The sequence below is a fragment of the Dietzia sp. NPDC055877 genome (genome assembly GCF_053615975.1).
In genome coordinates this window covers 136407-150855 of the sequence record NZ_JBSHCV010000004.1, presented here as the reverse complement: position 1 = coordinate 150855, position 14449 = coordinate 136407, and the positions used below count along the sequence as shown (strand labels likewise).

Annotated in this window: 14 protein-coding genes; 10 read left to right on the top strand and 4 right to left on the bottom strand. The window is 70.0% G+C overall.

The genetic code is table 11. The annotated features are described in order from the left end of the window. Positions 1-19 precede the first annotated feature (19 nt). Positions 20-1243, top strand: a complete 1224-nt coding sequence (locus tag ACWGLC_RS06910) for a primosomal protein (protein ID WP_452099195.1) — start codon at positions 20-22, stop codon at positions 1241-1243. Positions 1244-1272: 29 nt separating this feature from the next. Here the strand turns inward: ACWGLC_RS06910 and ACWGLC_RS06905 are convergent, their stop codons facing one another. Both ACWGLC_RS06905 and ACWGLC_RS06900 read right to left on the bottom strand, forming a co-directional pair. Further along, positions 1273-2601: a thymidine phosphorylase gene (locus ACWGLC_RS06905; protein WP_452099194.1), complete on the bottom strand. Its 1329-nt coding sequence runs from the start codon at positions 2599-2601 to the stop codon at positions 1273-1275. After that, a complete protein-coding gene (locus ACWGLC_RS06900; protein WP_452099326.1) occupies positions 2598-3017 on the bottom strand; it encodes a cytidine deaminase in 420 nt (139 codons plus the stop codon). Before ACWGLC_RS06900 ends, ACWGLC_RS06905 begins: the two co-directional genes overlap by 4 nt. Before the next feature lie 236 nt (positions 3018-3253). Here ACWGLC_RS06900 and sdhC point away from each other — a divergent pair, with 236 nt between their 5' ends. The 5 genes from sdhC (at position 3254) to ACWGLC_RS06875 (ending at position 8360) form a co-directional block, all read left to right on the top strand. Next, a complete protein-coding gene (sdhC, locus tag ACWGLC_RS06895; protein ID WP_230930214.1) occupies positions 3254-3661 on the top strand; it encodes a succinate dehydrogenase, cytochrome b556 subunit in 408 nt (135 codons plus the stop codon). Positions 3662-3675: 14 nt separating this feature from the next. Next, the gene (locus ACWGLC_RS06890) at positions 3676-4107 is read left to right on the top strand and encodes a succinate dehydrogenase hydrophobic membrane anchor subunit (protein ID WP_230930213.1); all 432 of its coding nucleotides are present in this window, start codon (positions 3676-3678) and stop codon (positions 4105-4107) included. Between the two features lie 58 nt (positions 4108-4165). Further along, complete coding sequence (gene sdhA, locus ACWGLC_RS06885) at positions 4166-5935, top strand: succinate dehydrogenase flavoprotein subunit (RefSeq protein ID WP_230930212.1); 1770 nt, start codon at positions 4166-4168, stop codon at positions 5933-5935. Continuing rightward, positions 5935-6717, top strand: coding sequence for a succinate dehydrogenase iron-sulfur subunit (locus ACWGLC_RS06880; protein WP_452099193.1), 783 nt, complete (start codon positions 5935-5937; stop codon positions 6715-6717). The genes sdhA and ACWGLC_RS06880 overlap by 1 nt, the downstream gene beginning before the upstream one ends. A gap of 257 nt (positions 6718-6974) precedes the next feature. Further along, positions 6975-8360 (top strand): D-alanyl-D-alanine carboxypeptidase family protein, encoded by a 1386-nt coding sequence (locus ACWGLC_RS06875; RefSeq protein WP_452099192.1) that lies wholly within the window; start codon positions 6975-6977, stop codon positions 8358-8360. Between the two features lie 19 nt (positions 8361-8379). On the opposite strand, the gene ACWGLC_RS06870 is transcribed toward ACWGLC_RS06875, so the two are convergent. Then, entirely contained in the window at positions 8380-8976 is a 597-nt protein-coding gene (locus ACWGLC_RS06870; protein ID WP_452099191.1) for a TetR family transcriptional regulator, read from the bottom strand. 256 nt (positions 8977-9232) lie between these two features. Between ACWGLC_RS06870 and ACWGLC_RS06865 the strand changes: the two genes are divergently transcribed. The 4 genes from ACWGLC_RS06865 (at position 9233) to ACWGLC_RS06850 (ending at position 13146) form a co-directional block, all read left to right on the top strand. Further along, positions 9233-10468 (top strand): flavin reductase family protein, encoded by a 1236-nt coding sequence (locus ACWGLC_RS06865; protein ID WP_452099190.1) that lies wholly within the window; start codon positions 9233-9235, stop codon positions 10466-10468. 47 nt (positions 10469-10515) lie between these two features. Next, positions 10516-11736, top strand: a complete 1221-nt coding sequence (locus tag ACWGLC_RS06860) for a fatty acid desaturase family protein (RefSeq protein ID WP_452099189.1) — start codon at positions 10516-10518, stop codon at positions 11734-11736. Between the two features lie 74 nt (positions 11737-11810). Next, positions 11811-12065 (top strand): hypothetical protein, encoded by a 255-nt coding sequence (locus ACWGLC_RS06855; RefSeq protein WP_295654072.1) that lies wholly within the window; start codon positions 11811-11813, stop codon positions 12063-12065. Between the two features lie 106 nt (positions 12066-12171). Continuing rightward, the gene (locus ACWGLC_RS06850) at positions 12172-13146 is read left to right on the top strand and encodes an RNase H family protein (RefSeq protein ID WP_452099188.1); all 975 of its coding nucleotides are present in this window, start codon (positions 12172-12174) and stop codon (positions 13144-13146) included. Between the two features lie 198 nt (positions 13147-13344). On the opposite strand, the gene trpS is transcribed toward ACWGLC_RS06850, so the two are convergent. Further along, on the bottom strand, positions 13345-14397 hold the full coding sequence (gene trpS, locus ACWGLC_RS06845; RefSeq protein WP_452099187.1) for a tryptophan--tRNA ligase: 1053 nt from the start codon (positions 14395-14397) through the stop codon (positions 13345-13347). Between the last annotated feature and the right edge of the window lie 52 nt (positions 14398-14449).

Genomic DNA, 14449 nt, shown 5'->3' with positions numbered 1-14449 from the left:
CCTGGATATGCTGGCCGACATGGCCAAGGACATCGTCCCGATCGAGCTCGGTCTCCCGGAGGGAGACGTCACGACCCTCTGGGCGCCCAGCTGGCGCGAGGACAACGACGACTGGGAGGCGTTCCTGGGCCTCGACGAGGATCTCTACGCCTTCGATTCGACCGCTGAGCTGCTGGCTCTGGTGCGCAGCGGGGCCGAGCAGGACCTACAAGACCACCCGTCGTGGGAGCAGTTCGCCAACTCGGACGTGCTGGACTTCCGCGCCGCCGACGAGAACTGCTACGACCTGGTGGGCGTCCTCGAACTCCTCGGCGACGCTCCGACCGAGTCGTCGGTGGACGAGATCGACCAGTCCTTCGCCATCGCCCGCTCGATCGGCGAGGTCTGCGAGCTGGTCACGGTCACCAAGTTCTTCAACGGCAACCCGATTCTGGCCACCGTCACCCACGGCATGGACGAGTTCTACGGCCGTGAGGGCCTCAAGCTGTGGAAGTCCATCCGCAAGACCGTCGCCAAGGGCTGGGACGACGTGCTGGATGCGATCCAGGAGGTCATCACCGCCCCGGCTCTGGACAAGGGCGAGGTCGACAAGGCCCGCCGCGATCTCGAGGCCGCCGAGGCCGCCCTGCCCGAGGAGGAGCCCGAGGCCGAGGAGACCGCCCGGACCGGCTACCCGGAGGGCTCGATCTGGGAGAAGGTGGGCATCGACCCCATCCAGATCGTGTTCGGCGACCAGGAGTTCCTGAGTCTGCGCTGCTATTTGGGCGATCGCCCGGTCTTCCTGGGCGACGGCGACCAGGTGTACGTGTTCACCAGCGGTCGCGGTCTGGGCCGCTATCTGGCGGACAACGACGACGACACGCTGAGCCGGGTCGCCACGTACGAGCAGATCAAGATCGCCGCCACCGACGGCAGCCTCGATGTCCAGGCCACCGACGACAACGTGTACGTACTCGCCGGGCTGGATCGCGACATCGAGATCGGGCCGTCCATGGTCGACCCGGGCCAGCTCGGCCTGGCGGTGGAGCTCATCACCGACATGGCGAACTACGTCGGCGACGCGGAACTGGAGGCGTCGGTGACCGGCCGCGGATCCTCGCTGCGCCGGTACATGCACTACGTGCTCAACCCGGACGATGCGACCTTGCTCGAGCCCACCGCGCCGTACGACGACGAGGCCTCCGAGTGGCGGGACCTCGTCGATGACGTCGAGCAACTGGTCACCACCCCGGACATGGCCTGAGCCGGCGCCCTCCGGGGTATCCGGCCCCCTCACCAGCCCCGGAGCCGTCGCACGACCGCACCCGCGGGGCCGCGTGCGGGTGCGGAGCCCGGGTCGCTGACGTCGACGGCGGCCCCCAGCTCGCCGAGAGCGGACGCGATCCGGCCGGCGTCGCCCGCGTACACGCTGGCGATCACCTCGCCGGCCCGCACCTCGTCGCCCTCGACCCGGTGCAGCAGCACCCCGGCGGCGTGGTCGACGGCCTCGCCCGGTGCGCTGCGTCCCGCGCCCGCCAGCCACGACGCCCGGCCCACCCCGAGCGCGTCCCAGGTGATCCGGCCCGCGGCGGGCGCCCGCACCTGCTCGACGTTCGCGGCCCGCGGGAGTTCGGCGTCCGGGTCGCCGCCCTGGGCGGAGATCATCGCCCGGTAGGAATCCATGGCCCGCCCGTCCGACAGTCGGGCCCGAGGATCGTCGCTGATGCCCACCGCGGCCAGGGCCTCCTCCGCCAGCGCGCACGTCAGGTCGACCATGTCCGCGGGTCCCCCGCCGCCGAGGATCTCCAGGCATTCGGCCACCTCGACCGCATTGCCCACGGCCCGCCCGAGCGGGGTGTGCATGGCCGTGACCAGCGCACTGGTCCGTACTCCGGCGGCGGTGCCGATACCCACCATGACGCGGGCGAGCTCCTCGGCATCCGTACGTGAGGTCATGAACGCCCCGGACCCGAACTTCACGTCGAGGACCAGCGCACCGGTGCCCTCGGCGATCTTCTTGCTCATGATCGACGCCGCGATCATCGGGATCGAGGGCACCGTGCCGGTGATGTCCCGCAGGGCGTACAGGGCGCGGTCCGCGGGTGCGAGGTCGGCCCCGGCCGCGCAGATCACGGCCCCGGAGTCCGACAGGATGCGCCGCATCTCGTCCCCGCTCAGGTCCGCGCGCCAGCCGCGGATCGCCTCGAGCTTGTCGAGCGTGCCGCCGGTGTGCCCGAGCCCCCGCCCCGACAACTGCGGCACGGCCACGTCCCAGGTCGCCAGCAGCGGTGTGAGGACCAGAGTGATCGCGTCACCCACCCCGCCCGTGGAGTGTTTGTCGACGGTCGGCACCTCCCGGCCTCCGCGGGTCAGGCCGGCCAGGTCCAATCGGTGGCCCGAGCCCACCATCGCGGTGGTCCACCGGGAGATCTCCCGATCGCTCATCCCGCGGAAGTAGATCGCCATCGCGAGCGCGGACATCTGCTCCGGGACGACCGTCCCGCGGGTGAACTCGTCGACGATCCAGTCGACCTCGTCGTCGTCGAGCTCCCGCCCGTCCCTCTTCGCCTCGATGATCCGGACCGCATCGTGGCGCCGCGCGGCGTCGCCCGTCCCGCTCACGTCAGATCCTCCGGGCCGAAGGCGTCGGGCAGCAGGGCACCGAGGCGGACGGGTCCGCGCGCGCCGTGCACGATCAGGTCGGGGCCACCGTGTTCGTGGAGGAGTTGTCGGCAGCGCCCACACGGGGCGAGGGGCTCGCCGGTATGGGCGACGACGATGACCTCGAGCAGGCGGCCCCCTCCCGTCCGGTGGAGGTCCGACACGAGTGAGCACTCCGCGCACAACGTCAGCCCGTAGGAGGCGTTCTCCACGTTGCAGCCGGTGACGATCCGCGTGCTGCTGCCGTGCGCCGCGGAGGAGGCCGTGCCGGCCGCTTCTCGCTGCGGAGCGGTGGCGATCGCCGCGGCACCCACCCCCAGCCCCGAGTACGGCCGATAGGCGCTCTCGGCCGCCCGGAGGGCGTGCTCGCGGAGCATGTCGAGGTCTATGAGCCGTTGTGCTGCGGTTTCGTCGCCGGACACCTTTATCTACCCCCGGGTAACTTCATTTAGGGTCCCCTAACAGGGATTACGTGTTCGGACCACGGTACCCACCCTGCTTCTCATCAGTTCACTCTCAGGTCTAAAGTCCTTGTAGGCGCCCGCCGTGTTGTCATGGACGAACCGCGCGCCGTAGGCATCACGCCCAGACGAACTGGAGGCACGACAAGCCCATGAGTACTGCGCAGGCGCCGGCGCGTCCGGCACCCACGAAGAAGATCAACATCTACAAGGGTGACCCGGGGATGTGGTCGTGGGTCGCGCACCGCATCTCCGGCGTCGCGATCTTCTTCTTCCTCTTTGTCCACGTGCTCGACACCGCCCTGGTCACCGTGAGCCCGGAGAGCTACAACGCGGTCATCGACACGTACAAGAACCCGATCGTCGGCCTCATGGAGATCGGGCTCGTGGCCCTGGTGCTGTTCCACGCCCTGAACGGTCTGCGGATCGTCGCCGTGGACTTCTGGTCCAAGGGCGCCAAGTACCAGCGCCAGATGCTCTGGGCCGTCCTGGCGATCTGGGTCGTGGTGTTCGCCGCGGCGACCGCACGCCTTCTCTTCCTCCTCTTCGAGCACATCTAAGGAGAACGATCATCATGGCAGACGCACCTGTTCTCCAGACCTCTTACGACCGGCCCGCCTCGCTGGCGCAGCCCCGCTCGCCCCGCCTGCGTTCCCGCGGCAACTTCGAGCGCACGGCGTGGATCTTCATGCGCTACTCGGGCGTGGCCCTGGTCTTCCTCACCATCGGCCACCTCACGGTGGGCCTGATGATCGACGACGGCGTCCATCGCATCGACTGGGCATACGTCGCCGATCGCTGGCAGAGCCCGTTCTGGGCCACGTGGGACATCCTCATGCTCTGGCTGGCCCAGCTGCACGGCGCGAACGGTGTCCGCACCGTCATCGCGGACTACTCGCGCAAGGACTCCACCCGGTTCTGGCTCAACGCGATCCTGATCGCCGCGACCGTCCTGGTCCTCGTCCTGGGCACCTACGCCATCTTCGGCCTCGCCTACGACATCTGATCGCCGGCAGTATTCGTCCGCGGACTTCACCATTTCGAAAGCGAGCACTGAGAACACCATGACCGATCGTCAGGTCCACCAGCACCAGTACGACGTCGTCATCGTCGGCGCCGGCGGCGCCGGGATGCGCGCCGCCATCGAGGCGGGTCCGCGCACCCGCACCGCGGTCCTCACCAAGCTCTACCCCACCCGCTCCCACACCGGCGCAGCGCAGGGCGGCATGTGCGCCGCCCTCGCGAACGTCGAGGAGGACAACTGGGAGTGGCACACGTTCGACACGGTCAAGGGCGGCGACTACCTCGTCGACCAGGACGCCGCGGAGATCATGGCCAAGGAGGCCATCACCGCCGTCATCGACCTCGAGAACATGGGCCTGCCGTTCAACCGGACGCCCGAGGGCAAGATCGACCAGCGTCGCTTCGGCGGCCACACGCGTGACCACGGCAAGGCGCCCGTGCGTCGCGCCTGCTACGCCGCGGACCGCACGGGTCACATGATCCTGCAGACGCTGTACCAGAACTGCGTCAAGCACGACGTGGAGTTCTTCAACGAGTTCTACGTGCTCGACCTGTGCCTCACCGAGACCCCCGAGGGCCCCGTGGCCACCGGCTGCGTCGCCTACGAGCTGGCCTCCGGCGACCTGCACGTCTTCCACTCCAAGGCCACGGTGTTCGCCACCGGCGGCTCGGGCCGCATGTACAAGACCACCTCCAACGCCCACACCCTCACCGGTGACGGCATGGCCGTGGTTTTCCGCAAGGGCCTGCCGCTCGAGGACATGGAGTTCCACCAGTTCCACCCGACAGGGCTGGCCGGCCTGGGCATCCTCATCTCCGAGGCCGTCCGCGGTGAGGGCGGCATCCTGCGCAACGCCGACGGCGAGCGCTTCATGGAGCGCTACGCCCCCACCATCAAGGACCTCGCGCCGCGTGACATCGTCGCCCGCTCTATGGTCCTGGAGGTCCGCGAGGGCCGCGGTGCCGGCCCCGAGAAGGACTACGTCTACATCGACGTAACCCACCTCGGCGCCGACGTGCTCGAGGAGAAGCTCCCCGACATCACCGAGTTCTCGCGCACCTACCTGGGCGTCGACCCGGTCACCGAGCTCGTCCCGGTGTTCCCGACCTGCCACTACGTCATGGGCGGTATCCCGACCAACGTCCAGGGCGAGGTCCTGCGCAACAACGAGGACATCGTCCCCGGCCTCTACGCCGCCGGTGAGTGCGCCTGCGTCTCCGTGCACGGCTCCAACCGCCTGGGCACCAACTCGCTGCTGGACATCAACGTGTTCGGCCGCCGCGCCGGCATCGCCGCCGCCGAGTACGCCGCGGGTCACGACTTCGTGGAGCTGCCCGCCGAGCCCGAGACGATGGTGCGCGAGTGGATGGAGCGCATGCTCGCCCCGCACGGCACCGAGAACGCCGCGGACATCCGCAGCGAGATGCAGGCCATGATGGACGACAAGGCGTCGGTGTTCCGCAACGAGCAGTCGCTCACCGAGGCCCGCGACGAGCTGCGCGCCCTGAAGAAGCGCTACGCCGAGGTCACCGTCTCGGACAAGGGCAAGCGTTTCAACACCGAACTCCTGGAGGCCGTCGAGCTCGGCTTCCTCCTGGAGCTGGCGGAGGTCACCGTCGTGGGTGCCCTCAACCGGAAGGAGTCCCGCGGCGGTCACTCCCGCGAGGACTTCCCGGACCGCGACGACGCCAACTACATGAAGCACACCATGGCGTTCAAGGAGGACGGTCTCGACCTGCTCTCCGACATCCGGCTGGATTGGAAGCCGGTTGTGCAGACCCGCTACGAGCCGATGGAGCGTAAGTACTGATGAGTTCCGCAGTCGACACCACCAAAGCCACCGACGGCACCAGCAGCCGCCCGGTGCCGCCCGGCTCCACCATGGTCACGCTGAAGATCGCCCGGTTCAATCCGGAGGATCCGGACTCGGCGGGCTGGCAGGAGTTCGAGGTCCCGGCGCTGCCGTCCGACCGCCTGCTCAACCTGCTGATGTACGTCAAGAACTACATCGACGGTTCGCTGGCGTTCCGCCGCTCCTGCGCCCACGGCGTCTGCGGTTCGGACGCCATGCAGGTCAACGGTGTCAACCGCCTCGCCTGCAAGGTCCTCATGAAGGACATGCTCCCCAAGGACGGCAAGTCCATCACCGTCACGATCGCCCCGATCCGGGGCCTTCCGGTGGAGAAGGACCTGTACGTCGACATGGAGCCGTTCTTCAAGTCGTTCCGTGACGTCATGCCGTACCTCATCACGTCCGGCAACCAGCCGACCGCCGAGCGCATCCAGTCGCCGACCGACCGCGCCCGCTTCGACGACACCACCAAGTGCATCCTCTGTGCCTGCTGCACGACCTCCTGCCCGGTGTTCTGGGCCGACGGGTCGTACTTCGGGCCGGCGGCGATCGTCAACGCGCACCGGTTCATCTTCGACTCGCGTGACGAGGGCGCTGCCGAGCGTCTGGAGATCCTCAACGACGCCGAGGGCGTGTGGCGTTGCCGCACCACCTTCAACTGCACCGACGCGTGCCCCCGTGGCATCCAGGTGACGCAGGCGATCCAGGAGGTCAAGCGCGCGTTGCTCTTCGCGCGCTGATCTCGCCACAGATCGTCGGCTCGGGCCGCATCCTCTTGTCGAGGGTGCGGCCCGAGTCGCATTCCGCGGCGGCGAACGGCCTGCCCGCGACCTGCCTCGAGCCGCATCGGCCCTCGTTCTGCTGATCGCCACCCATCGGATCGTGCGCCACCCATCGGATCCCGTAGGCGACACGCGATTCGATAGGTGGCGTTCTCCGGTCGCCCCTCGCGGGTCAGGCGGAGCGCCAGCCTCCCCCGGACGTAGACTCGACATCCGTGATCAGCAACCGCCGAGGGCCCGCCCGCCGTGCCGCCGGCCTCGCCACCGCCGCCCTCGTCGCACTGATGCCCCTCGCTGCAGCGAGCCCGGCGGCGGCCGTGGAGCCGGACCCCGCCCTCCCGCTCTCGGAGCCGCCGCCGGCCGCGGTGCTGCCGTCGACGACGTCGTCGTCGTACTTCGACACCCCGCGCGACCTGACCGGGTGTCCGTACCAGACGACTCCACCCGCGCCCGTCGACGAGTCCGAGGTGCCGCTGCCCGGTCAGTCCTCGCCCGCCCCTCCCCCGGTGCCTGCCACGCCCGCCGGCGGCGAGGCCCTCGCCGGCTGCGACGTCGTGGCTCCCGATGGCTTCGCGGTGCCCCCGGAGGTGACCGCGAGCGCCTGGATGATCTCCGACCTCGACACCGGCGAGATCGTCGCCGCCAAGGACCCGCACGGCCGCTACCGCCCGGCGAGCATCATCAAGACCCTGCTGGCGTCGGTCGCGCTCGACGAGTTGGACGGCGACGAGATCGTGGAGGTCACCGACGCCCATCTGGAGGGTGCCGAGGGCAGCCTCGTCGGCGTGGGTCCCGGCGGCAGATACTCGGTGCACCGGCTCCTCAGTGGGCTGCTGATGTCGTCCGGCAATGACGCGGCGGCCGTGCTCGCGCACGAGATGGGCGGCATGGACCACACGCTCGAGGCGATGAACGCGCGCGCCGCCTCGCTCGGTGCCGCGGGCACGCACGTGGCCACGGTGAGCGGGCTGGACGGGCCGGGGATGATGTCCTCGGCGTACGACATGTCGCTGATCTTCCGCGACGCCATGACCCGGCCCGAGTTCGCCGAGATCGTCTCCACGCAGCTGACCGGTTTCCCCGGCTACCCGGCGGGCGAGGGCGCGGGCCCGCCCGACCCCGTCGACCCGCCCCCGTACACCGGCCCGACCACACGCGAGGACGGCGAGGTGGTCAATCCCGGCTTCGTGCTGGCCAACGACAACCAGCTCCTCTTCAACTATGACGGCGCGCTGGGCGGGAAGACGGGCTTCACCGACGACGCCCGCCACACGTTCATCGGCGCGGCCGAACGGGACGGCAGGCGGCTGGCCGTGGTGCTGCTCGACGGCACGCGGGTGCCGCAGGCGCCGTGGCAGCAGGCGGCGATGTTGCTCGACGCGGGGTTCGCGGCCGAGGACGCCGTCGGCCAGCTGGGCGACAGACCGAGCGAGGCCGACGACGACGTGACGGAGCTGGCGTCGGGCCCGCTGGGCGGGTCGGGGGCGTCGGAGACGACCGCAGCGGGGTCGCTGTTCGAGGAGTACGGAACTTGGATGGCGGTCGGCGCGGCGGCCCTGGTGGTGCTCGCGGGCGCCGTCCTGACACTGCGGCGTCGCTGAGCCACTGCGGGGCGCTCGCTTACTGCGCGGCAGCCCCGGCGAGGACCACTCGCAGGCGCACGGCGCAGTCCCCGTCCAGGGTGCGCGCGTCCTGTCCGGCCGCGACGTCCATAAGGTGCCGGACCAGGACGACGACGACGAGGTCGGCAGTCACATCCACCACCGCCCCGTCCGCACCGGACAACGATTCGAGCCTGCCCAGGGTGATCCCGAGCCGCCGGCGTGCGGTGTCGACGGCCGCCGACAGAACGCGGTGATCCGGCCCCGCGGTGTCGACCAGTCCGCGCGCGAGCACCGACCAGGTCTGCGGGTTCTCGGCCGCCCGGGCGCTCACCTGGTGCGGCCAGTCCGAGGCCGGGTCCTGCGTCGGGGTCGAAACCAGCGTGTCGACAAGCGTGCCCAGCGCGTCCGCGGCGGCTCCGGCGAGCTCGGTGGCCAACTCCTCGACCGAGTCGAAGTGTCGGTAGAAGGCCGTGGGCACGATGCCGGCCTCGCGGGCGAGCTCCCGGACGACGAGGCCCGAGAAGCCACGGCTCGCCACCGTTCGACGACCCGCGTCGACGATGAGTGCACGAGTGTGCCGCTTCTGTTCTGCTCGAGATCTGGGCGCCGTCACGTCGACGATTCTAGCGATTGAGCTGAAAAACCGCATGTCGTTCGAGTTCGTGGGCCCGCAACCCAGCTGTCACACACCGGGGTCTTTTCATTTCAGAGAACGCCTGTACACTCAGATTCGTCCGGTGGTCGAGCCGGACGGATGCGCCCCCTTCAGCGCGACCGCACCCACCGGTGCGCGGCGCGGAACTCGAGACCGGGGCGGCGGCGTCCGTCGACGGCCGACCACACCGACCACGTTCTCCACGGAGGTCCCGATGACAGCTCCGCCCGTCCACCCGTCCTTCACCCGCCGACTTCTCACGCCCGGCCGACTCTCGCGTCGCGGCCTGGCCGAAAGCCTGTTCTCCGGCGAACTCGCCCGCACGCTGCTCACCCCGCACCCGGTCGAGCACTACGCCCGTTCGCTGGGCGTGACCTGGTCCGACGACCCGACCGGGGCGACCGTCGTGTCCGTCGACCGCCCGGTCTCCGACGTCACGGTGCTCACGCTGCGTCTTCCCGCCGGCGTCGCACGGCCCGAGCCCGGCGCCGCGCTGGAGATCGGCGTGGTGGTCGACGGCGTGGTTCATCGCCGGCACTACTCCCCCGTCGACCCGGCCTCCCGCGCCGACGGCCTGGCGACGATCGCCGTCCGTCGCCATCCCGGTGGCGTGGTCTCGGAGTTCCTGTGGGCCGCAGCCGAACCGGGCATGCGCCTACTGCTGGGCAACCCGGCCGGGGAGATCTCCCTGCCCGCGACGCGCCCGTCGGACATCCTGCTGGTCAGCGGCGGCAGCGGCATCACGCCGATGCTGTCGATCGCCTCCACTCTGGCCGCCGAGGGCCACTGCGTCGGCCGGGACGCGGGCACCGCGGGGCCCGACACGGACACCACCTCGACCAGGACCGGCCGCGTGACGTGGATCCACTACGCCCGTAGCGCCGCCGATGTGCCGTTCCGCGACCGGCTCCGCGAACTGTCCCGCGCCGGGATCGATGTGCACGTGATCCCCACCGCCGGCGAGAACAGCGCCGGAGCGCCGACCGAGGACCGCGCGATCACGCGCCCCGGACTGACCGGCCACCTCAGCGCCGGTCATCTCGAGGAGACCGCGCCCTGGCACCACGAGGCCACGATCTTCCTGTGCGGGCCCGAGGGTCTGGCCACCGGTCTCGAGAAGACGCTGGGCGCCGAACGGTTCTCGGGCGTCCTGCGCGAGCGGTTCACCGCCACCGTCGCCGAGGTCCCGGACACCGACGGCGGCACCGTCACGTACCTGACCAGCGGCGTCACCGCCGACAATCCCGGTACGACCCTGCTCGAGGGCGCCGAGACCGCGGGCCTGAGCCCGCAGCACGGATGCCGCATGGGCATCTGCCACACCTGCACCGCGGTGCGCGTCTCCGGCGCGACCCGCGACCTGCGCACCGGTGAGGTCGACTCCGAGCCCGGCTGCCGCGTCCAGATCTGCGTCTCCGCCCCGGTCGGCGACGTCGAGATCGAGCTCTAGACCACCTGCCTCCCACCGCCCGGACCCGACCCGGAAGGACACCCACCATGGCAATCCTGAATCTGCCCACCCTGAAGACCGCCAAGGCACCCGCGGCCACCAAGCCCGCCACGGCCCCGAAAACCGGCAAGCGCGCCAAGGCCGCCGCGGCGCCGGAGCCGATCGTGCTCTCGGCGGAGTCCGTCGAGATCATCGGACGCGAACTGGACGCGATCCGTGACCGTGTCGTCGTCGACCTCGGCACCGCCGACCGCGACTACATCCTGCGCGTCGTCCGCACCCAGCGTCGACTCGAACTGGCGGGGCGCGGCCTCATGTTCCTCGGCTTCCTCCCGCCCGCCTGGCTGGCAGGCGTCGCCGCGCTGAGCGCGTCCAAGATCCTCGACAACATGGAAATCGGCCACAACGTCATGCACGGCCAGTACGACTGGATGCGCGACGACATGCTCCACTCATCCAGCTTCGAGTGGGACAACGTGTGCCCCTCCGACCAGTGGCGCCACTCGCACAACTACATGCACCACACGTACACAAACATCCTCGACCTGGACCGGGACATCGGCTACGGCATCCTGCGTATGGAGCACGAGCAGCCGTGGAACCCGATCCGCCTGGGAAACCCGGTGTACGCGTTCGCCCTGATGATGCTGTTCGAGTGGGGCGTGATGCTGCACGACCTCGAGTACGACAACGTACTCAAGGGCAAGCGCAAGTGGACCGACGTCAAGGGACTCGTGGCCGGCTGGTGGCGCAAGGTCCGCGGGCAGGTGGCCAAGGACTACATCGTGCACCCGGCGCTGACCGGCCCGCTGTTCCCGCTGACCTTCGCCGGCAATCTCACCGCCAACCTGGTCCGCAACGTGTGGGCGTTCTCGGTGATCTTCTGCGGTCACTTCCCCTCCGGCGCGCAGGTCTTCACGCAGGAGGAGACGGCCGAGGAGACCCGCGGCGAGTGGTATGTGCGCCAGATGCTGGGCTCGGCCAACATCTCCGGCAGCCCGCTGATGCACCTGGCCACCGGCAACCTCTCCCACCAGATCGAGCACCACCTGTTCCCGGACCTGCCCGCGCACCGATACCCGGAGATCGCGGTCGAGGTACGCAGGATCTGCGAGGAGCACGGGCTGCCGTACAACACCGGGCCGCTGTGGAAGCAGGTGGCGAACGTGTGGGCCAAGATGTTCCGCCTCGCGCTCCCACTGCCGCCCACCTCGGCCGACTCGCCCGCCGTGATCATCGAGCGTCGCAAGTCCCCGACGGCCGCCTGAGCCGGGGAGAGCCTCACCACCGGCCCGGGTCGGGGTACCTTCGGGTTCATCACGGACGAGAGGGGATGCACCCGATGAGCGATTTCGAGCGCAACAAGGACCAGATCCAGGCGGGCGTCCAGGCGGGCGCGTCGCTGGTCGGCCGCATCACGGTCATCATCACCGACGCGGTGGGGTCGATCGCCCGCGAGGTGGGCGACTTCGTCACCGAGGGCATCGAGATGCGCGAGGCCGCCCGCACCGCCCGCCTTGCCGAGAAGCAGGACGGCAAGGAGGCCGGCTGGCCGATCGACCTCGACGACATCGAGGACGGCGACCTCCAGGGCTGACCTGCCGCGTCGCGCCCGCCTCGGTTCGCCGGTAGCGGGCCGATTGCCTCGCCGGCGTGGCGGCCGGTGTGCGGTGACGCCCGCCACGGTGGCAGGATCGCATCCCGTGACGATCATCGCCGCCGCGGACGGCTCCGCCCTCGGAAACCCCGGCCCCGCCGGCTGGGCCTGGTACATCGACGACGCCCGCTGGCGCTGCGGCGGCTGGAAGCGCGGCACCAACAACCAGGGCGAGCTCGCCGCCGTTCTGGATCTGCTGCGCCAGACCGCTCACGTCGACGAGCCACTGCACGTGCTGTGCGATTCGCAGTACGTCATCAACTCCATCACCAAGTGGATGGCCGGCTGGAAGCGCAAGGGCTGGAAGAAGGCCGACGGCAAGCCGGTGCTCAACGTCGAGGTGATGAAGGCCCTCGACGAGGCGATGCGGGGCCGCGAGGTCACCTTCGAGTGGGTCAAGGGCCACGCCGGTCACGCGCTCAACGAGAAGGCCGACGCGCTGGCCAACGGCGCCTCGAAGGCCCACGCGTCCAAGCAGCAGCCGGAGGCCGGCCCGGGTTTCCCGGGCGCGACCGCGGTCGGTGCGGGCGAGGATCCGGCCGTTCCCCCGGCCGCCGACGGTGGTGCCGTGCCGGCGACGACGACGAGGTCCGCCGACACGTCCGAGCCCGACCTCTTCTCGGTTGGCGAGCCCGACTCCCCCGGCGCGACGGGTTCGCGGCCCGGGGCGCCCGCCGCCGGGCCCGCGGTCGAGGAGCTCGTGGTGGGCCTCGAGCGGTCGCTGCTCACTGACGCCGTCCGCCGGGACCGCAAGCAGCTCACGCGGCTGCTCGATGTGCGGTGGCGGCAGGTCGACCCCGCGGGCCGGACGTGGACCCGCCGCGAGCTGGGCGACGCCGAGGCCTCCCTCGCCGGCGTCGAACTCGAGGTGCTGGAGACCCGTCGACTCTCCGACGACGTGGTCCTCCTGCTCTGGCGCGCGACGAGCCCGGGCGGGGCGTCGTCGCTGCACAGCTCGATCTGGCAGCGCGCGGGCGATGACTGGAAGCAGGTCTACCAGCAGGGCACCCGCCAGGCCTGAGCCACGGCCCGGCCTCGCCGCGCCCCGCCCAGCTGCGCCTCGCCCCGCCTTCCAGCGGTTGCAAGACACGACCTCACGCTCGCAAGACATTTGGGGCTAATCCGGAGCCCGAAAACGCACCTTTTGTCAGGCATCCGGAGATCGATGTCTTGCAACTCGGCTGCAGGCGCCGGGCACGCGGCCAGAAGCCGACCCGGCTCAGCCGCGGCGGGGCGCGGTGAATCCGACTGCGTCGTAGACATGGGACAGCACAGGGCTCGCGACGGCGCGGGCACGCTCGGCGCCGTCGGCGAGGATGCGCTCGAGCTCGCCTCGGTCAGACATGAACTCGTCGAACCGACCTCGCAGCGGGGTGACGAACGCCTCGAGCGCGTCGGCCGTATCGGACTTGAGCGCGCCGTACTGGGCGCCCGCGGCCTGGTAGTCGGCCACGATGTCGGCGACCGGCCGCCCGGTGAACGACGACTGGATCACCAACAGATTGGACACGCCCGGCTTCATCTGACGGTCGAATCGGATGTCGCCGTCCGAGTCGGTCACGGCGCTGCGGATGCGCTTGGCCGACACCTTGGGGTCGTCGAGCAGATTGACGATGCCCTTGGGGTTCGCGCCCGACTTGCTCATCTTGGCCGTGGGGTCCTGCAGGTCGTAGATCTTGGCCGAGCCCTCGAGGATCTTGCCCTCGGGCACCACAAAGGTCTTCTTGTAGCGCGAGTTGAACCGCATCGCCAGATCGCGGGTGAGCTCGAGGTGCTGCCGCTGGTCCTCGCCGACCGGCACCAGGTGGGGGCGGTAGAGAAGGATGTCCGCGGCCATGAGCACCGGGTAGGTGAACAGCCCCACGGTGGTGCCGTCGGTGCCCTGCTTGGCGGCCTTGTCCTTGAACTGGGTCATGCGGGCGGCCTCGCCGTAGCCGGTGATACAGCTCAGCACCCACGACAGCTCGGCATGCTCGGGAACGTGCGACTGCACGAACAGCACCGAACGCCCGGGGTCGATGCCCAGTGCGAGGAGCTGCGCGCAGCCGCGGAAAACACGCTCCCGCAGCTCCTTCGGATTCTGCTTGACGGTGATCGCGTGCAGGTCGGGGATGAAGTAGAAGGCGTCGTAGTCGTCCTGCAACTCAACCCACTGCCGCACCGCGCCCAGGTAGTTGCCGAGGTGGTACGAGTCTGCGGTGGGCTGAATGCCGGACAGGACGCGCTGGCGCTTCGCGGGCGTGGGCACTGCGGAGGAGGACTGCTCAGACATGGCGCCATCTTCCCACGCCCGGGTGGCTCCGCCTCGGCCGACCGACGGCGGC